This window comes from Allobosea sp. 2KB_26, assembly GCF_052115715.1.
Taxonomy (GTDB): Bacteria; Pseudomonadota; Alphaproteobacteria; order Rhizobiales; family Beijerinckiaceae; genus Allobosea.
On record NZ_JBFRHE010000002.1, the window covers coordinates 383,520 to 401,982 of the forward strand.

At 62.6% G+C, this 18,463-nt stretch carries 19 protein-coding genes and 1 pseudogene; 12 read left to right on the forward strand and 8 right to left on the reverse strand.

Features of this window, described 5'->3' with window-relative positions:
* Positions 1-4 precede the first annotated feature (4 nt).
* Genes AB4099_RS09930 through AB4099_RS09945 form a run of 4 tightly spaced genes read right to left on the reverse strand, consistent with a single transcriptional unit; the run spans position 5 to position 2,688 of the window.
* Complete coding sequence (locus AB4099_RS09930) at positions 5-1,063, reverse strand: sensor histidine kinase (RefSeq protein WP_441477937.1); 1,059 nt, start codon at positions 1,061-1,063, stop codon at positions 5-7.
* 35 nt (positions 1,064-1,098) lie between these two features.
* Positions 1,099-1,890: a polyphosphate kinase 2 gene (ppk2, locus tag AB4099_RS09935; protein ID WP_113516550.1), complete on the reverse strand. Its 792-nt coding sequence runs from the start codon at positions 1,888-1,890 to the stop codon at positions 1,099-1,101.
* 20 nt (positions 1,891-1,910) lie between these two features.
* Positions 1,911-2,402 (reverse strand): hypothetical protein, encoded by a 492-nt coding sequence (locus AB4099_RS09940; protein ID WP_113516551.1) that lies wholly within the window; start codon positions 2,400-2,402, stop codon positions 1,911-1,913.
* A 37-nt stretch (positions 2,403-2,439) separates the two neighbouring features.
* The gene (locus AB4099_RS09945; RefSeq protein WP_113516552.1) at positions 2,440-2,688 is read right to left on the reverse strand and encodes a hypothetical protein; all 249 of its coding nucleotides are present in this window, start codon (positions 2,686-2,688) and stop codon (positions 2,440-2,442) included.
* Positions 2,689-3,018: 330 nt separating this feature from the next.
* Between AB4099_RS09945 and AB4099_RS09950 the strand changes: the two genes are divergently transcribed.
* From AB4099_RS09950 to AB4099_RS09985, 8 genes and pseudogenes are all read left to right on the forward strand, one after another.
* Positions 3,019-3,600, forward strand: a complete 582-nt coding sequence (locus AB4099_RS09950; protein ID WP_113516553.1) for a hypothetical protein — start codon at positions 3,019-3,021, stop codon at positions 3,598-3,600.
* 76 nt (positions 3,601-3,676) lie between these two features.
* Entirely contained in the window at positions 3,677-4,138 is a 462-nt protein-coding gene (locus AB4099_RS09955) for a hypothetical protein (protein ID WP_441477938.1), read from the forward strand.
* On the forward strand, positions 4,131-5,363 hold the full coding sequence (locus AB4099_RS09960) for an HlyD family secretion protein (protein ID WP_113516555.1): 1,233 nt from the start codon (positions 4,131-4,133) through the stop codon (positions 5,361-5,363). The genes AB4099_RS09955 and AB4099_RS09960 overlap by 8 nt, the downstream gene beginning before the upstream one ends.
* Positions 5,364-5,647: 284 nt before the next feature.
* The gene (locus AB4099_RS09965; RefSeq protein WP_441477939.1) at positions 5,648-7,348 is read left to right on the forward strand and encodes an adenylate cyclase; all 1,701 of its coding nucleotides are present in this window, start codon (positions 5,648-5,650) and stop codon (positions 7,346-7,348) included.
* Between the two features lie 423 nt (positions 7,349-7,771).
* A complete protein-coding gene (locus AB4099_RS09970) occupies positions 7,772-8,029 on the forward strand; it encodes a hypothetical protein (RefSeq protein ID WP_162768249.1) in 258 nt (85 codons plus the stop codon).
* A gap of 307 nt (positions 8,030-8,336) precedes the next feature.
* Positions 8,337-8,501, forward strand: a pseudogene (locus AB4099_RS09975) (IS630 family transposase); the annotation flags it as partial.
* Positions 8,502-8,685: 184 nt separating this feature from the next.
* Positions 8,686-9,054, forward strand: coding sequence for a SpoIIAA family protein (locus AB4099_RS09980; protein ID WP_113516559.1), 369 nt, complete (start codon positions 8,686-8,688; stop codon positions 9,052-9,054).
* A gap of 190 nt (positions 9,055-9,244) precedes the next feature.
* On the forward strand, positions 9,245-10,693 hold the full coding sequence (locus AB4099_RS09985) for a hypothetical protein (RefSeq protein ID WP_441477940.1): 1,449 nt from the start codon (positions 9,245-9,247) through the stop codon (positions 10,691-10,693).
* Positions 10,694-10,811: 118 nt separating this feature from the next.
* Here the strand turns inward: AB4099_RS09985 and AB4099_RS09990 are convergent, their stop codons facing one another.
* From AB4099_RS09990 to AB4099_RS10000, 3 genes are all read right to left on the reverse strand, one after another.
* Complete coding sequence (locus AB4099_RS09990; RefSeq protein WP_441477941.1) at positions 10,812-12,011, reverse strand: M14 family metallopeptidase; 1,200 nt, start codon at positions 12,009-12,011, stop codon at positions 10,812-10,814.
* A gap of 677 nt (positions 12,012-12,688) precedes the next feature.
* Positions 12,689-12,928: a hypothetical protein gene (locus AB4099_RS09995; RefSeq protein ID WP_441477942.1), complete on the reverse strand. Its 240-nt coding sequence runs from the start codon at positions 12,926-12,928 to the stop codon at positions 12,689-12,691.
* Between the two features lie 115 nt (positions 12,929-13,043).
* Positions 13,044-13,295, reverse strand: a complete 252-nt coding sequence (locus AB4099_RS10000) for a hypothetical protein (RefSeq protein ID WP_069881075.1) — start codon at positions 13,293-13,295, stop codon at positions 13,044-13,046.
* Between the two features lie 254 nt (positions 13,296-13,549).
* Between AB4099_RS10000 and AB4099_RS10005 the strand changes: the two genes are divergently transcribed.
* Positions 13,550-13,897: a hypothetical protein gene (locus tag AB4099_RS10005; RefSeq protein WP_441477943.1), complete on the forward strand. Its 348-nt coding sequence runs from the start codon at positions 13,550-13,552 to the stop codon at positions 13,895-13,897.
* An 873-nt stretch (positions 13,898-14,770) separates the two neighbouring features.
* Here AB4099_RS10005 and AB4099_RS10010 read toward each other — a convergent pair.
* Positions 14,771-14,995, reverse strand: a complete 225-nt coding sequence (locus tag AB4099_RS10010; RefSeq protein WP_441477944.1) for a hypothetical protein — start codon at positions 14,993-14,995, stop codon at positions 14,771-14,773.
* 172 nt (positions 14,996-15,167) lie between these two features.
* On the opposite strand from AB4099_RS10010, the gene AB4099_RS10015 reads away from it, so the two are divergent.
* The 3 genes from AB4099_RS10015 (at position 15,168) to AB4099_RS10025 (ending at position 18,455) form a co-directional block, all read left to right on the forward strand.
* Positions 15,168-15,926 (forward strand): SDR family oxidoreductase, encoded by a 759-nt coding sequence (locus AB4099_RS10015; protein WP_441477945.1) that lies wholly within the window; start codon positions 15,168-15,170, stop codon positions 15,924-15,926.
* A 95-nt stretch (positions 15,927-16,021) separates the two neighbouring features.
* Positions 16,022-16,210, forward strand: a complete 189-nt coding sequence (locus AB4099_RS10020) for a hypothetical protein (protein ID WP_162768251.1) — start codon at positions 16,022-16,024, stop codon at positions 16,208-16,210.
* Between the two features lie 724 nt (positions 16,211-16,934).
* On the forward strand, positions 16,935-18,455 hold the full coding sequence (locus AB4099_RS10025; RefSeq protein WP_441477946.1) for an MBOAT family O-acyltransferase: 1,521 nt from the start codon (positions 16,935-16,937) through the stop codon (positions 18,453-18,455).
* Positions 18,456-18,463 lie beyond the last annotated feature (8 nt).

An 18,463-nucleotide genomic window follows, 5' to 3' on the forward strand; every position in this document is an offset into this window, starting at 1 on the left:
CCCCTCATGTCTTCATGGCGGGGAGATGGATATGGAAGGCAACCCCGCCATCATCGCGGTTGGCCACCCAGATCCGCCCGCGATGCGCGAGAATGATCTTCCTGCTGATCGCCAGTCCGAGCCCCATGCCGTCGGTCTTCGTGGTGTAATACTCATCGAAGATCTTGCCCAATGCATCGGGCGGGACCGAGGGACCGTAGTTGATGATGGACAGTTCAATGACATTTCGTCCGCGGGCCACGCTCCTTGCGACGATTTCCCGTCGAGAACTGTCGTGGCCGATGATGGCATCGAGCGCGTTGATGGTGATGTTGAGGATCACCTGCTGAATTTGGATGGCATCGGCCGGGATCTCTGGAAGCCTCTCGTCCAGCTCTGATTTCAGGACGATATCGTTTGCCGCAGCGCGGCTGGAAACGAGCCGGAATGTATCGCGGATGCAGCGATTCAGATCGATCGTACGGGCGGGCGCCAGTGTCGGTCGGATCATGCTGCGCACGCCGTCGATGATCGCGACCGCGCGCATCTCGTCCCGCTTGATGTCCGCGACGATGTCCTGAAGCGCCGCGATGCTGGGGGCTGCATTCTTGAGGATGATCTCGGCCGCTTCAGTATTGATGAGGATCGCGCTGAGCGGCTGCTTGAGTTCGTGGGCAATGCACGCGGACATTTCTCCCAAGGAAATTCGCCGATCAACCGTTATGGCTTCGGACAGGAACTGACCTGCCTCCCGCGCTGCAGCAGCGCGCCGTTGACGTTCGAACAGGAGCAGGACGATCAGGACTGCTTGCAGGAACAGCGCGATCGAGACACCTGCGATCGACCAGCCATATTGGTTCCAGGCGGTGGGCTGACGAGCGGTGATGCCTGCGTATCTGATTGCATTCGGCACTCCGTCCGGTTTGGAGCCGAGGACGAGATTGAGAAGCAGGCCGGAGATCGCGGCCAGTATGAAGACCCCGCACAGGATCAGGTATCGGTGCCGGACAGCAGGCAACGTCGCCGTGGCGGCCTCCGCCCCCGCGGGAAGTCGAACGCCCAGTGCCGCCTGGGAGCGCTGCAATGTAGCCTCCTTGTCGCTGCCTCACCCGTTCCGCTTCAGCGGGTCTCCGCGACCCAGTGGCGCGCGAAGTTCGTATCCTCGTAGCCGTCCGGCTTCTGGCGTTTCGGCAACTTGATCTTCTCGCGTGGTGGCGCCTCGTAGGGGATCGAGGACAGGATATGGGAGATGATGTTCAGCCGGGCGCGGCGCTTGTCGTCGGAGCGCACTGCAAACCATGGCGCCCAACTCGTATCGCTCGCCCGGAACATGTCGTCGCGGGCGCGGGAATAGTCGTACCAGCGGCTATAGGACTTCAGATCCATCGGCGACAGCTTCCAGATCTTGCGCGGATCGGTGATGCGCTCCTCGATCCGGCGCGTCTGCTCTTCCGGACTGACTTCGAGCCAGTATTTCAGCAGGATGATGCCGGATTCGACGATGACTTTCTCGACGCTCGGGACTGCGAACAGGAAGGCCTTGGCCTGTTCTTCCGTGCAGAACCCCATCACCCGCTCGACACCGGCGCGGTTGTACCAGCTGCGGTCGAAGATCACGACTTCGCCCGCTGCCGGCAGATGGGGTAGATAGCGCTGGATATACATCTGCGAACGCTCGCGCTCGGTCGGCGGGGGAAGCGCAATGACGCGAAAGACCCGCGGACTCACCCGCTCGGTGATCGCCTTGATGACACCGCCCTTGCCGGCGCCATCACGGCCCTCGAAGAGGATGCAGATCTTGGCGCCGGTATGCTTGGCCCATTCCTGGACCTTGACCAGTTCGCCGTGAAAGTCCTTCAACTGGCGCTCATAGGGCTTACGCTTCATGGCCTTGCTGGCAGGGGCATCCATGATCCCGCCCTCCCGTTCGGTTAGGACCAGGCCAAAAAGAATGCGACATCGCCCGGCAACCCGCCTGGCCAGTCGATGATCATCGCGCGCAGCCGATAATTGGCGGGCTTCAGATGTTCCTTCCAGAATTCATAGGCCTGGCGCGGCCGGCCGGTGAGGGTGCTGGGCCAGTCCGGTTCCGCATTGTTGAGCGCGCGGCCCTTGTCGCTGCACAGCGCGCTCGGAAACCGCATCACCATCACCTCGCGCTCGCCACGCCCGGCGGCCGCCCGCGTCTTCACCGCGAGGCTCTGTTTGATCTCGGCGATCTTGTCCGGGGTGACCTCGATCTCGTCCTGAAGCGTTCTGACGAGCTTTTGGCGCGCCTCCTCGGCCTTATCCATGGCGCTCAGCATCTTGGATGCCTTGGCCATCTCGAGTTCCGCCATGTAGGCATTCAGATCGTCGGCCGACATGAAACTCTCGTCGGCGAGAATGTCGGTCTTCACACCGGGCGCCGCGGTCTGGGACATTGCCATCTCCTCTGCAAAATCGCGATTGCCTGCCTCGTCACGTGCCGTCGGGACGACCGAGGGCTTCCCTGAGCTCGGCTTCGAGGCTCTCGATGAGCTGTCGGTAGTCGATGCAGCGCGCCTTGCTGATGGGCAGCAGCGAACTCTCCCATTCCGCAAGCGCGCGTTCGGCTTCGGCCAGATCTGCGCAGAGCGTACGAAAACTCTCGCTTCGGAGTGCTCTTTCCTTAATCGACCTTCCATGGGCCGGAAGATGCCGAATGGCGGCCATCACGCCCTGATCCATCGCAACGGTACTCCCGCCGACGAGCGCTACGTTGCGACCACTATGGAGAAAGATCGCGCCGGCGGGAGTAACTAACGGGAGGCTACGCCCGCCTCGCGACCGCAAGCGACGCGTGCGGCCTGTTCAATCTGGTGGACGGAGCAGGACTTGTGGCGGATTGAGCGGCGTCCCGGCCACTGGACAACCTCGTGCGGACGTAACCTCCCGTTAGTTACTCCCGCTCCCCTGGGCCGTCGCCTATCGTTGCGCCTTCACCGAAGCTCCGCTCCCAACCGCGGCCGCAGAGGCGGATGAAGCGGCTGCCAAGCGGGCAAACCCGGAGGCCACAACATGTCGACATTGAAGCACTGGTCGCTTGCCTTCGCCCTTCTTGGCGGTGTGGCCTCCTGGACCGGCAGCCAGCCGGCTGCAGCGCAGACGGTCATCGTCGCAGGCGTCGGCCCGGCGGCCATCGACGAACTCAATGTCAAGGTTGCGGCGGTCGACCGGCCCAATCGCACGATGATCGTGCAACAGCGAAGCCACCGTTGGCTTGTGGAAGTACCCGAGGTGTTTGGAGACCTCTCCAAGGTCAAGGTTGGAGACAATCTCGAGATCAGGCGGATCGACGGAGCGATCGCGGCCGTCACCCGGGGCAAGAAGGGACTCAAGCCCGGCATCCGCTACTCCGAAGGCAAGTCGGATGCGGTTTTCCAGAACCTTCCCTCCCGTTTCGTCACCCGGACCGCGACCGTGACGGCGAAATTCAACGGCTTCGACCCTGCCAAGAAGATTGTCACGATCGACGGTCCGGATGGCCGGCGTTCGCTACCGGTTGCGGATCCAACCCTGGTCGCGGATCTCCAGAAGCTGAAGCGCGGCGACATGATCGAGCTCGTCTTTACCGAAGCGTTCCAGGTGACACTCAAGTGAACGGTCACGGGCTGGCGTTTCGGGCCTGAGACGGATACCGTCACGCCAGCCACAAGGGCCGGATGTGGAAGCCGTCATGTCGCCGAACATTCATCCCGCCGCCCCGCATCCCTTGCCGGCCTTCATCACGGCTCCGGGAGAGACCGACTATCTCATGATCGCGATGGCGGTGCTCCTCATCGCTGCGATCCTGGCCGTTGGCGTGGTGTTTTTTCGCCTGCACACCTTGCCCGAGCGGATGGCACACAAGTCCCAGAAGCTCCAGTTCGAGATCGTCGCGGTCCTTGGGCTTCTGGCGCTGTTCACGCATGTCCATCTGTTTTGGGTGGCAGGGCTCCTGCTGGCGCTGATCGACTTGCCCGACTTCTCCGGCCTCTTCGGCCGCATGGCTCACGCTCTCGAGCGAATTGCAGGAACCGCGCCCCGCCGCGGCGGCAGTTCATCAACAGAGCCACCTGACTCGCCTGATTCCCGGGAGACGCCGGCCGATCGCGAGCCCGAGCTTCATGGCGGCCGGAAGGAGTCGACCCATGCTTGAGCTCATGTTCTGCTCGCTTCTGACGATCCTGCCGGACTACCTCTTTCGTCGTTACGGTCAGGGCAAGCGCATTGGCAAGGAGATCACGCTCTACTCGGTCTGGTTCGAATTGCGCTGGGGCATCACTGCCTGCGCGATGCTGACCATCGGGTTGATCACGGTGATCTTCTACAATCACCCCTCGACCACGAACGCGACCTTGTTCTTCAGAACCGTGCCGATTGTGCCCGAGATCAATGGGCGGGTCGCCGAGGTCTATGTCAGGGGCAGCGGCAAGGTCGAAAAGGGCGCGCCAATCTTCCGTCTCGACAGCAGCCGGCAGGAAGCGGCAGCCGAAACCGCCCGCCGCAAGATTGTCGAGACGGAGGCCGCGCTTGCTGTCGCCCGGTCCGAACTCGCCTCGAACGAATCCAAGATCCAGGAGGCAAGGAGTGACCTCCAGCAGGCTCAGGATGAGTTGCGGACCAAGCAGGAATTGATGCGACGGAACGCGAATGTGGTCGCGCAGCGTGAGATCGAGCGGCTGGAGGTCCTCGTCGCCGGAAAGGAAGCTGCGGTCAATTCGGCGATCGCGGCGCGGGATACGGCGCAAACGCGCATCTCGACGCTGCTGCCGGCGGAGAAGGAGAGTGCACAGGCCGCCCTGGCTCAGGCACAGGTCGATCTTGAGAAGACCGTGATCAGAGCCGGAGTGACCGGACGTGTCGAACAATTTGCCCTTCGAGTCGGTGACATCGTCAACCCGCTTCTGCGCCCGGGCGGCGTCCTGATCCCCGAGGAGGCCGGACGATCCTCCCTGCAGGCAGGCTTCTCTCAGATCGAGGCGCAGGTCATGAAGGTGGGCATGGTTGCGGAAGCCACCTGCATTTCGAAGCCCTGGGTCGTCATTCCGATGGTCGTGACCGGGGTGCAGGACTTTATTGCAGCCGGGCAGTTCCGCGGCGGCGAGCAGCTGATCGATGTGCAGCAGGTGGCAAGGCCCGGTACGATCCTGACATTTCTGGAGCCGCTCTATCCCGATGGGCTCGACGGGGTGACGCCAGGCAGCAGCTGTATCGCCAATGCCTATTCAAGCAATCACGATCGCATCGAGTCCAAGGAGACAGGATCCGTCAAAAAGATCGTGCTTCATGCGGTCGATGCGGTCGGGCTTGTTCATGCCATGCTCCTGAGGATCCAGGCGCTGGTCCTGCCCATTCAAACACTGGTTTTCACAGGACACTGATCCGGCCGCTCGCGCCACTGATCGATCCTCCTCTCGCGCCCGCCTTTCGGCCAACTCGCGGTTCCTGGCCCTTGCAGAGGCATAGCGGCCGCACGAGGCACCACGAAAATTGTGGCCGATCACGTCGGGTCGGCGTAAGCTCCCGCGTGCTTTCCTAAAATCGTTACCGATTTCAGACCCGTACTTGGAGATATTGGTCGGAGGGGGCCAAGTCCATGCAGCGGAGAAATTCTGGAAGCGCCTTTCTGAGTTCGGACTGGGGTGGCCCATCACCCAGCGATATCATGGAACAACTTGAGCTGATCCTGGCAAGCCCCGAGTTCAAGGTATCCGACAGGATCAGAAGATTTCTGATCTACGTCACCAATGAGACGCTCGCCGGTCGCGCCGAACGCATCAAGGCCTATTCGATAGCGACCGAGGTTCTTGGTCGAGATCCGAATTTCGATCTCCAGAACGATCCGGTTGTGCGCATCGAAGCCGGGCGGCTCCGGCGCGCGATGGAGCGCTATTACTTTGTCGCGGGGCAGGGCGATCGCGTCCTCATCGAGATTCCAAAGGGCGGCTACGTTCCGCACTTCTCATGGCGGTCACTCGATCCATCGACCGGGCACGTGCAGACTGCGCAGCATGCGGCTCTGGCCGTCTCGACCTGGCCGAAGCCGCGGACGCCCTGGGTCTGGGCGCTGACCGGCGTCATGGCGCTGGTCGTCGTTGGCGTCGGGATGAGCCAGGTCTGGCGCAGCGATCGGACGGACGGGCCGGTTCGGCCAGCCCTTGTCGTAACGCCCTTCGCCAATCTCTCTCCCGGCTCCGAGGCCGGGCTCCTCGCCGCGGGCGTCACCGAAGAGGTGCTCGTACAACTGGCGAGGTTCAAGGAATTGTCGGTCTATGTGCGGGAGGCGCCGAGCAAGACGCCTTCCGCGGTTCCCGCGCCAGTGGCCGCAGGTAGGGGCAGGGAGTTCGTGCTTGAAGGGAGCATACGCACGTCCGACGGAAGGCTCCGGGTCTCCAGCCGCCTGCTCGATGGCGCGACGGCGGCGATTCTCTGGTCCCGGGTGTATGACGCGGATTTGCGCGTCAGTGATATCCTGGGCGTCCAATCCGATATCGCCGCCAAGGTCGCAACAGCCGTCGCCCAACCCTATGGGATCGTGTTCGACACCTCGCAGGTGAGGGCGGAGGACGGCAGGCCCGAGAGTTTCGATGCCTACCAGTGCACGCTCCGCTTCTACCGGTACAAGCAGAGCCTCAGTCAAGCCGAGCATGTCCCGACACGGCAATGCCTTGAACAGACCACCGCCCGCTATCCGAACTATTCAACGGGCTGGGCCATGCTGTCCTATCTCTATCTCGATGAGGATCGCTTCCAGCTGAACCGCCGGCCAGGAGCTCCGGATCCGATCTCCCGGGCTCGGAACGCCGCATTGCGTGCCGTCGAGCTCGATCCGGAGAATGTGCGAGCTCAACAGGCGCTGATGACCGTCCTGTACTTCAGCCAGGAGCCGGTCGAGGCCTTACGGATCGGCGAGCGCGCCTTGGCACTCAACCCGAACGACACGGAACTGCTCGGAGAATATGGCAGCCGCCTGGCGCAGGCGGGCCAGTGGAAGCGCGGCTTCGATCTGCTCGATCAGGCCGTTGCGCGCAATCCAGGCCGATCGAGCTACTATGTCGGGGTTCAGGCGCTTGCCGCCTATATGCTGAATGACGACCAGTTGGCCCTCTCACTGATCCAGCGGGCCGATCTCGCCAGCTTCTCCCTCTATCATTTTGTCGCCGCACTCATCTATGCCCGAGCCGGACATGACGCAGAGGCAGGCGCGAGTCGGTCCCAATTTCTCAAGATGCGCCCCGACTTCTTCGCCAATTTCGATGCGGAGCTCGCCAAGCGCAATTTCAACGAAAGGGATCGCGCCGTGTTGATCGAAGGTGCGCGGCTGGCCGGGTTCCCGGTCCGGCATCGTTTCACCCACGCAGATTAGACCGCTGGGCCGCGAAATCCGCGTCGGGCACGCGCCCCGCTCGAAGCTGAACCGTTTCCGCTCTGGGGCAGCCTCTTCGCCATTGGCCGCAGACAAACCCTCGGTCCCGGGCACGCCATTGGTAGCGGGGGTACGAGCCGCCAGTGGCCGTTCAACCGATCTCCTCATGCATTGCCCGAACCACGCGACCTACAGAAAGGCAATGGCGCGTTTGAAAATCCTGAGGCGATGGCAAATATCGATCAGCTCATTCGCAAGAAATTACTATTCAATCGCTCGCGATTTTTTGAAGTCTGCGAGAATTCGCCGCAGAGGGAGCAAAACCAGTGCGGGTGTATACTCTGCGTCAGGGTGACGAATAGATACGGTTCGCGTGGCGGCCTGCTAGGTTCAGTACGCGAACCGAGCATGGAGGCTGTGACGATGAGCAAGCTGATTACGCGCGCAGCGATTGTGGTAGCGGCTGTCACATTGGCCGCCTGGGTTCCTCTGCCCAGTCAGGGTTCGTGCAACAGCCCCAAGGGCTGCACGATGGATGCCATCTATGAAAGCTACGACATGATGCATAACGGCCAAATGCAGAGGGCGATGGAAGAAGGACAGGCGAATATCGCAGCGTTTCATGCGTTAAAAGAGTGGGAGCTCAGGCATAGCGGAGCGCCCGTCCATCACCACTCATAATGACCGATCGCATTCGCGATGTGATCGACCCGTTCTCGCGCTGCTTGGCCGGGCTGGTCGATGAAGGCGGAGATCACGACTGGCGCGTCACCGGTACCGTTGTCATGACGATGCGGTGACGTCGCTGGCCCGCAGGCTGGCCAGGAGTGGATGCGACCGCCAGGTCGCGAGATCTGCATCCGTCGTCCTTCGTTAGGGTACTCCGAAGCGTCTGGCGCAGGCGACCGGTATGATGGTCGATCCTGCGCGCTGATGGCGTCGGAATGCGCACGCGCGGATGTGCGTGAGCAGCGCCGCCTCTCAACCGCCGTCAACCAGCCCAGATCTCACCCCCATTGAGATGGCCTTCGCCAAGCTCAAGGCGCATCTCCGAAGGGCGCAGACCAGAACCTTCGATGCCCTTTGCAAGGCCGTCGGCAGCATCTGTGACCTCTTCAAGCCGCAAGAGTGCCAGAACCTCTTCAAACACGCCCGGCGGCGCAGGAGCCATTGGAGGGATTCAGCGATTATCAGGGCCGGCCCCGCAAGCGGCGGTTCGCCGGCATGGGAACCGCATGCGCGCCATGACATACTCGCGATAGGCTCCCCGCGGAGGAAGACGCCAAGGGCTTTCCTGATGAGCAGGGCCGCCTCGAACGCCAGATCGAGAGGGAACGATGATCCAGTTCGAATTGCTGCGCGACCCGGCTGTGCTTGTGCTGTCGCCGGACGGACCGCTTGAACAAGCCGATTTTGAACGGATCGCCCGGGAGGTCGATCCGTTCATCGCATCCCATGGCAGGCTCGCTGGGGTGATGATCTGCGCAAGGGCTTTTCCGGGCTGGGACAGCTTCGGCGCGCTCGTGTCCCATCTCCGCTTCGTCAGGGATCATCACCGCAAGATCGATCGGATCGCGGCGGTGACCGATAGCGAGTTGCTGAAAATCATGCCGCATATCGCCAAGCATTTCGTTTCAGCGGAGGTTCGGCAATTTCCCTTCGATGAGAGGGCGCAGGCTTTGGCATGGCTCGAAGCCGCACGCTGATTGCGGCGATTGATCGACCGCTGCGACGGCGTCGAGCGTCGGCGGTGAGGCCGTGGCTTCGCGTCGTTATTGCAACACGCGACAGCCGTATTCATACTCCTGCTACAACCTTTGCGATCAGGCTGACGGAGCGAGTCGGGGCCATGTCACAGCCGCGTGATCGACAGGGTGCACAGGATTGGCCAGGTCAATGCGACGAGACGGTAATGCTCCCAGGCAGTTGTTGCGCCGGCGCTGGATCAAGGTCTCCCTCATCGCGATAGCAGCGCTGCTTCTTCTCATGTTGCTGCCGCTCGCCCTCATTCTCTATCCGACGCTCAAACCCTATCCGAAGACGGATTTTCAGGCCGCCGCTTCACAGGCCGAAAGGAATCGGCAGGATCTGGCGCATCTGCGGCGTCTGCCCGAGGTCGAGCGCAGCTTCACCAACGAAACCCGTGCGGCGTTTGGTCAAGCGCTCGATGCGATCGAGCGGCGCGCAGGCGATCTCGACAGGGCGGCGATGGCGATGGCGACGGCAAAGGCCGTGGCTCTTGCCGATAACGGCCATACCAACATTGTCGGGTTGGCCGGGGATCATGGTTTCAATGCCGCGCCTATTCGCCTGGGATGGTTTTCTGACGGCTTGTTCGTGATCGCGGCCACCGACAGCCAGCGTCAGCTTCTCGGGGGGCAGGTCATTGGCGCAAACGAGCGCCCGACTGAGGCCCTGGTGGAGGCGCTGCGCCCCTATGTCGGCGGCCCCGCCAATCTGTCGAAGGAGTTCGTGCCGAATGTCCTGATCTCGCCTGAACTTCTCCATGCCGCGGGACTCGCCGACACGGCAAGCAGCAGCATGTTCGACATCCGCACCGCAGATGGGAGCATGAGGCGCACGAAGCTCGCTGCGCTGCCTGCCAGCCAGGCGCCGTTGAGCGGCAATTTTTGGCCGAAGCGCCATCTCAGCCCCGTTGCGCCAGCCACTGGCGCGGCCGAATGGCGGCACGTCCTCGATGGCGTTGCCTTGCCGCTCTATCTCTCGCGCCCCGACGAGAATTATTGGCATGTTTATCCGGCGCAGGACCTGCTCTATGTCCAGATCAACCGGATGAGCGACAAGGGTCCGGTCTCCGCCTCCCGGTATCTGTCGGACATGCTCGACGAGGCGGGCAGGAAATCCATTCGAAACGCCGTCGTCGACCTGCGCTTCAACCGCGGCGGCGATTATGTCCTGACCGCGGATTTCTCGCGCCGCTTGCCTGAGCTTCTGCCGCCGGGTGGCAGGCTCTTCATCCTGACCAGCGCAAACACCTTCTCCGCGGCGATCAGCACCGCGGCACGGCTGAAATATTTCGCCGGCTCCCGCGCGCTCCTGATCGGGGAGGCGATGGGCGACCGGTCCCAGTTCTGGGGCGAGGGCGGAACCACTCTGTTGCCGAACACGAAACTGACGCTGCGCTATACGACGGCCTATCACGATTGGGAAAACGGCTGCAGTCTTTCGCAGATCATGACGTGCTTCCTGCTGAACTATGCCTATGCCGTGCCGGCAGGATCGCTTCAGCCGACGTTGACGGTTGCACCGACCTTCGCGGACTATGCCGCCGGCAAGGATCCCGTCATGTCGGAAGTCATGCGGCTGGTCGCTGCCGGCCAATAGGCGCGATAGCGAACCGGCCTGGCGGCCGGCAGTGCCTGCGTGACCTCATGGTCTCCACTCCAGGGCCGCCGGCTTCAGGCCCATCGGCCCGGGGCGATATCATCGGGCAGCTGGCCGCTTACTCGGAATAGTCGACCGGGGCTTCGGCTGACGCTGTGTTATAGAAGATGAACACGAGTGGTGTCCCGGGCTCGGCTGTGGCGTCTGTGCGCCGGCCGCAAACCTCGCCCGCCACATCGCAGGTGTATTCCGCGACCACTTCGCCGAATGCATTGCGCTGGATGGCGACCTTCTGCCCAATCTTGACCTTGTCTTTCAGCTTGACGAGAATCTCGACGAAGCCGCCATGGCTTGAAAGAATGGCGTGCCCGCTATTGGCGACGAACACGCCTGAATCGCGGCCGGTGCGCCCGATCGAACCAGCGATGATGCCGTGATGCTTCAGCACATTCATCGTGCCCTCGGTGAAGAGCGGGATCAGGCTGTGGTCCAGGATCCGCGCGGCCCCGATCTCGGGCGTGAAGGCTGGAATGCCTGCGTCGATCAGGGCGTTCGCCAGCAGCGTAGGATAGGCGCGATTGTCGAATATCTGGTCGATCGGATAGAGCTCGGCCATGGCCCTGACCTCGGGCAGGTCCATTCGGGCGAGATGGAATCCCGTGAGATCCATTCCGGTGGTCCCGGTGTGGAAGTCGATCGCAAAATCGGCATTCGGCCTGAACAGCTTGTTGAACAGCAAGCCGGCATGCCGGCTGGGCGCGCTGGCACCGTTCTCGTTTCCAGGCCATTCGCGATTGATGTCGATCAGATCTATGCCCCGTCCGGAATTGGGCCAGCGGCGCGCCATGCCTTCCAGCGCCGGACGCGACACGTCGAGAACAGCCATGACGCTGCCCGACATCGTGGTCGGATCGAGCTGAGCCATGACTGATTGGATCATGTGCATCGGGCTGATCTCGTCGCCGTGCACACCGCTGATGAGCGCGATGCGCTTGCCTGGCGCCGCTCCCTTGGCGACGATCACGGACACGTACCAGTGCTGCCCTGTCGGCATCTGCACGCCCTGGAAATAGAAAAGGTGCCTGCCGGGGTCGAGGTCCTCGAGGTCGAGTGCGCTGATGACCCTCTTCCCGCCGATCACGTCTCCGGTAAAGACCGTTCCGCGCGACGCGACCTGGGCCGAGCGGGCCGCCGGCGCCGAAGCGGCCTGAGCTCGTGCCGGACTGGCATGGGCAGCAAGGGCAGCCGACGCGCCGACCGAGGCAATGGTTGCCCTCATGAAGTCACGGCGATCGAGGCCGTCCGGTTCGTCTGACATGGCGATCGGTCCTTGTGTCGTACGCCGATGGGGACGATCTGCTCCCGGCCGAGCGCCGACGCAAGATCCGTGTGAGCCGCCGCCCGGGTGGGTCCGCTTGTAGTCTGCCGCTTTCTGCCTGCGGTGGACAGGCAGGCGCGTACGCTGCGGGGCAGGGCGGTCATGCCGCAGGCGCCAGGCACGGCCCGCAGGCCTGTCCTGGACTTCTCCCGGTCATGTTGCTGCTCAGCTTCCTCGATGCGTTGGCCGATAACGAGGCGATCGAAGCCGCACGGTCTACGGCGACACTGCCAACGCTTCTTCTGATCGTCGGACTCTCGCCCTGGCGATCAGCTTTGCTGGAGAGCGCCAGAAATCCGTAGCTCCGAAAGGGCTGGAGAAATTTCTCATCTTGGGCGAAGCTGAGGCGGAACTTGGGCAGTGCTGCCGCAGTTGAAGCTGAGCAAACCTCGGGGGCGACAATGGGCATTCTCGAGCTATCGATCGTACTGGCATGTGCATCAGCCATCGGCTTCTACATCGCTGATGGAGCGGCATGAAGCGTGACCTCTCTCCATTGATCTGACGCAGGCCCGCACGTTCCGGCCCTGATGCCCTTGCTCGCGCGATCGCTGCAGCAGGGGTTCTCGGGAACGTCCTGAGATTCGCCTTGGCGCCGGGCTCGCCTGGGGGAGCGGTCAGCTCTCCGGATTGGGCAACGGGCCAGGCTCTCCCAGCCGGCCGTGTCCCGCCTCGTTGTCCTCCCCCGTCTGGAGCGAGATGTTCAAGGCGATCAGCAGCGAGACCCTCCCTGTGAGTTCATTGACCGCGTCGACCATCTCATCGACGATTTCGGCGCTGTGATCGAGACCACATTGCTTGAGAAACACGACGGCTTTGCGCGCGCGAAGGATCAGGTCGTCGTAGACAGGTTGCATAACGATCACCGCCGGCTGCGGGAGACCATGAGCATGATGCAGCCTGAGCGTGCGCGGGTAGAGACTTACGGCCGGTGTCTTCCAAGCCCTAAGACCCCAGACCCTTTGGGACATATCATGCGGCCCTGATGCCTTCCTCGAATTCCTCGGGAATGGCGCCATGGCGGGCGAGAACTTCAATCGAGCTGAGTTCGCTGGTTTCGTCATCGGCCACGACATGGATGACGGCGACGCCTTCCGCCCGCCCCGCGAGCCGCTCCGCATCGCGCAGAGCGTGGTGCTTGGTCTTGGCCGGCGTCTTGTTGCCTGGCACCAGCCGTTTCCGGCGGGTGACGAATTCCTGGATGATGAAGGTGTCGACATTCATGGCGTGAATCTCCGCGATCTCGGATCGTTCTAGTTATGTTCTCTCTCGAGTGCGAGTCAAAATCTCGGGGCCATCCGTGTCGGCGATCCGCCGACCTGGTGGTGACCGACGACGTCAAACACAGCGGCTCCCACCGATTGCGGCGATAGCGCAGCGAGCCTGTGCGTTGGCAAGAGTGGGACGTCTCCTGTCGGGCATTTTTGAACCGGCGCCAGGATCATGCGTTTAGCATCGACCTCAACAGAGTGCCGATCATGATCCGTTCGACTTTCCATAGCCTGATTGCCTTGGCGCTGCTCTCGGGCGCGGCGTCCAGCCAGACTGCTCCGGCAGAAAATCCGTCCTCACCAGAGATCGTCGCCTGCAAGGCCACGGCGCTCCACACGATCTCGGCGCGGGAGCCGGAGATCAAGGACATCTATATCGACGAGGACGGGGCGACGATCGCCACCTCCGAAACCAAGGTCGGGGATACGCCGATCACACGCATCATCATGGGCGAAGCCTATTTGCGGACCGACCGCACCGACAAGCCGCGGCGGTTCCTGTGCCTGATCGGCGAAAAGGGCAAGGTCCTGCTGACCTTCTTCACGCAGCGCTGATGCTGCGCGGGGATTTTCCGAGATCCTGCCGCGCCTGTCCTCTGGGGGTTGGGGATCTGGGTCATGGGCCCCCCGAGCCGAACCACGCCGGGCACGATCACTCACAGACACGGATTTGCCCGCTGCGCCGAAAGGTGCAGCGGGCTCGTTCTCGTTCTGCGGCCGGAAACCCGACGCCGCCATGGTGCAAGCAATGCGGGGGAAGGTCTCGAGGTGAATGAATACGCTCAGCCTGGGCGACGACGATCCGGCGGCAACAGAATTTCACAGGGAAACGCTGTTCCGGACCAATCGCTTCAACAAACCCCGGTGCGGCCCGCTCCGCGATCGCGCCGTCAGAACGTGCGCTCCTCCATCAGCTTCACTGAGTCTGGAGCAGGCTTATACTGCCAGGTTCTGATGGAGGATGTTGTCGTAGGGGTGGACATCGAGCGGCTCGCCTGTTGTTCCATGCATCCAGCGAGCGGTAGTAAGACAAGAGCGGCCAGTGAAAGACGAAGTACATGGGTCATCACTACACCTCATCGTGAAAGGTGAGACGATATTGCCCCCTCAACCTCGGCAATAACCGCAATATACGACGCATTGTCGCAGCCAGAGATCACAGCGCAGTCGAGCGTCATCACGTCATCGCGACTATGTCGCCGGGCGCGAATCTGATGGCAGAGCGGCGTGGATCGGAGCGCGCACATCTCGCATGGGCCATCGGAACCAAATCGTTCGCGGCGCGTAGTTCAGATGAGTTAGTGACCCCAAACTTGGCCCGGCTCTCCGAATGGGGGGCCGGGTTTCTGTTTTCTGGATCGGAGCGGGCGAGGCGTCGGCAGACCTCGGCTCAGGGGCGCGCAGTCCGGGGCCTCTGCGAACTGGGGGTCAGTCGATCAGGAACGCGACCATAATCCAGGCCAATGCCGCAAGGACGAGGCCTGCGATCAGGACTTTCAGAACCGGCCGGCCAAGGAAGCCCTGCCGTGCTTCGACCGGCGTTTCCTGCGCGGGATGGCTGGTCGAGTGATCGTCGGGGCGGAGAGGAGAGATCGGGTCGCCGCCCCGGGTCGCCGATTGCCGTTCAGCCCGTCGTTCAGTCTCCGTTTCCATGGCATTTTCCTCTGCAAGGTTCCGAGCTCGCGGTCATCCGCGAATGACGAAACAACGATGCCGCCGGACATCATGTTCCGCCGCGCGTCCGATCAGGCCCCCAGGAAACGGGTGGCTACACCCTCCGGCCAATCGCTAGTTCGCCCCGACGACACCATCAGAGGAGCAAGCTGTGGAACTGGAAGACAAGTCGATCATCATCACGGGAGCGAGCAGCGGAATCGGCGCTGCCGCGGCTCTGTTGTTCGCAGCCGAAGGAGCCAAGCTGGTTCTCGGAGCCCGCCGCGGGGCAGAGATGGAAGCCCTGGCAGCGCAGATCCGGGGAAACCATGGCAGGGTCGTGTTTCTGGCTGGCGACGTGAGGGACGAGGACTATGCCAATGCTCTCGTCGCTCTCGCCCTCGCGGAATTCGGTCACCTGGACGGCGCCTTCAACAATGCCGGTGTCGTAGGCGGCATGGCGCCCGTCGCCGAGATGGAGATGGCCAACTGGAACGATGTCATCGCGGTCAATCTGACAAGCGCGTTCCTGGCCGCAAAGGCCCAGATCCCGGTGATGAAGGAGAGGGGGCGGGGCTCGATCGTCTTTACCTCCTCCTTCGTCGGATTCAGCAATGGCGGGCTGCCGGGAATGGCAGCCTATGCGGCGTCCAAGGCCGGCATGATCGGCCTGATGCAGTCGCTGGCCTCCGAGCATGCCGCGGACGGCATCCGCGTCAATGCGCTCCTGCCGGGCGGCACCATCACGCCAAGCGGCGGCGAGGGGCAGCCGGCCGTCCTGGATTTCGTCTCCAATCTGCACCCGATGAAGCGCATGGCGCGTTCAGAGGAGATTGCCCAAGCAGCCCTGTTCCTGTTGTCCGACCGGTCGAGCTTCGTGACGGGAAGCCCGATGCTTGTGGATGGAGGCATCTCCGTGCGGCTGGCCTGACGCGGCTCTGGAGGAGCCGCACTGTTTGGGAACGTATGCGTTTCGCTGGCGTTACCTCGTCGTCTATCGGTTTCACCAACGGCAGAGGCATGGCAATGCGGGAGCACACAACCCCGGCGGTCGAAAGCCTCCGGAAGGAGCAGAAGCAGCAGCGAAAGGCCGAGCGTGAAAGCACGCCGGAACAGCAGCTCGACAAGGCTCTGAAGGACACGTTCCCCGCGAGCGACCCGGTCGCCGCGCAGAGCCCGGTCAAGCCTGGAGCACCAAAGAAGAGACGGCAGTAGGAGAGGGCGTCGACGGCTATATCGGTTCGAGCCGGACCAGTTCCGAAGGGTCGCCTAAGCCGCACAAGGGCGCCCTTCCTCTCTCGCGACGGCCTGCGCAAGGGTCGCGTAGCCTTGCCGAAGCACTGGTCAGCGCCGCCGCCCATCGCGTGATCGAGGCCGCCTCCGGCGGCCGCTGAATCCGTTCATCACAAGCAAGATCATCGAAATCAGCATGGTCAATGGCAGGCCCGGCGCATCATGCTCCAGATCCTGCTTGCGATCGGAGGCGGCCGTGTGACCAAAGGCTGGATCGATCGCGGCAGGCGCGAGGCGATTATGGGAGCGCTCCTTGCCACCACCTGCTACCAGCGTGCCTATGGCGGCGGCTCGGCATCGAAGTCAGCTGGTAGAGCGGCTTGAAGCCCAATGGCCAGCAGTCGGTGACGCACCAGCGGCAGCGCAACGTACAGCTGGTTTCCGGGCGCGATGACAGCCTCGATATCCGCCGAACTTCCCAAACTCGATGAAGGTGAGGAATGGCGTTTCCTGGTCTTTAATGGAGCTTCCAGGCGGCCGTTCAGGTTGCGCAAACGCGGACGGCTGAGATGGCGCCGCAGCCGCAGTATCGGTGACATATTTCACACATGAGGCCGGCTAATGGGCCGCAAACGTCCGGCCCATCTTGCATGCGTCCGGACCGGCTGTATGCCTGTAGCCTCGCACGGCTCCAACGGCACGCCCGATGCTCTTCAATTCTACCGAGTTCATCTTCGTCTTTCTTCCGCTTGCGGTGCTCCTGCACTTCGCACTGGCGCGCGTGAGTGCGGCGGCCGCGATCCTCGGCACGACACTGTCGTCGCTCGTCTTCTATGCCTGGTGGAACCCGCCCTATGTGCTGTTGCCCGTGGCGTCGATCGTCGCAAATTTCTGGTTCGCACGGCTGATCGCGGCGGCGGAGAAGCCGGCGGCGAAGCGACTCCTGATCTTCGGAATCGTCATCAACATCCTGGTGCTATGCTACTGGAAATACGCTGATTTCCTTCTCTCGATCGTTCACTCCTACAAGGCCGCGCCCCCCGTCGTGCCGCTCGCGTTGTCGTTCACGACATTCGTGCAGATCGCCTTTCTGGTCGACGTCTACCGCCGCAAAGTCCCGCTGCATTTCAGCCGCTACGCGTTCTTTGTCGCGTTCTTCCCGCATCTGATCGCCGGGCCGATCGTGCGCTGGAACAGCTTCGGCAGGCAGCTCGGCGATGATGCACGCTTCCGGCTCGATTGGTCCAACATCGCCCTTGGGTTGACGATTTTCATCATCGGCCTCGCCAAGAAGGTACTGATCGCCGATTCGCTTTCGCCGCATGTCGGCACGGTCTTCGACGCTGCGGCGAGGGGCGACCCTGTCACCGCGATCGCCGCATGGGGCGGTGCCCTGGCCTTCTCGGCCCAGATCTACTTCGACTTTTCCGGCTATTCCGAGATGGCGATCGGCCTCGGCCTGTTGTTCAATTTCCGGCTGCCCGTGAATTTCGCCGCACCGCTGCGCGCAACCAGCATTCTGGACTTCTGGCGGCGGTGGCACATCACGCTGTCGCAGTGGCTGCGGGACTATGTCTACGGGCCGCTGACCTTCGGACGCCCGATGGGGTGGTGGCGCGCCATCGCGGTGATGATCACGATGACCCTGGCAGGTCTCTGGCACGGAGCCGGGTGGACGTTTGTGGTATGGGGCGCCTATCACGGCTGCCTTCTCACCATCAACACGATCTGGCAGCGGATCATGCCCGAGCGGGACGAGCCGACACAGGCGGGCCGATTCGTCGGATGGGCGCTGACCTTCACGGCCTTTGTGGTGGGCTCTGTCCTGTTTCGCTCTGCGGATATCGAGACGTCGGGGCATCTCTTCGCCGCCATGGGAGGCATGGGCCAGTCCCCGGTCGCAGAGGCGCTCACGCTGCAGCACGACTGGTGGGCGATCCGCCAGGGCTGGATATCGGAGGCCTTCATCCGCACCTGGCTCGGCAGCACCTGGTCGCTCACCGGGACCGCGCTGACGCTGCTGGCACTGGCGATTGCCCTGTTCCTGCCGGATCCCATGGAGATCACCGGTTACCGCGAAGGCGATGCTCAGTCGAACTGGCGAAGAAATGTCGGCGCGCTGGCCTGGCGCCCCTCGCTCATCGCCCTCGGCACGGCCTTCCTGCTCTTCGGCGAGGTGTTCTTCCGGCTCGGGCAGGTGAGCGAGTTCCTCTATTACCAATTCTGACGATCAGT